1 pseudogene is annotated in these 286 nt (G+C 72.4%); it reads left to right on the top strand.

Features of this window, described 5'->3' with window-relative positions:
- Window positions 1-71 precede the first annotated feature (71 nt).
- Window positions 72-286 (top strand): annotated as a pseudogene (locus ACEN88_RS35265) (hypothetical protein); the annotation flags it as partial.

The raw sequence follows: 286 nt of genomic DNA, 5'->3' as shown, positions 1-286 counted from the left end.
GTCCGGGTCCGTCGCGACGAGGCCGTCCGGCGTCAGCACGGCCGTGGCGGGTGGCGCAACGGCTGCACGGGATGCTGGAGGGACCCGGTCAGGCGCGACCCGGTCAGGAGCGACCCGCTGGCTGGGCTGGCATCATCAGCTTCGGCTGTGCGGGCGGCCTGGACCCGGACCTCGCGTGCGGCGACTGCGTGGTGGCCACGGCCGTGCTGACGCCGGACGGCCTCGTCGCGACGGACCCGGACTGGTCGCTGTCACTTAAACAAAACTACGAGCCCACCAGACCGAG

Origin of the sequence: Massilia sp. CT11-108 (assembly GCF_047302915.1) — a bacterium.
Classification (GTDB): domain Bacteria; phylum Pseudomonadota; class Gammaproteobacteria; order Burkholderiales; family Burkholderiaceae_D; genus Telluria; species Telluria orientalis.
Note: the sequence above shows the minus strand (reverse complement) of the source record. Positions and strands in the feature narration are given on the sequence as shown.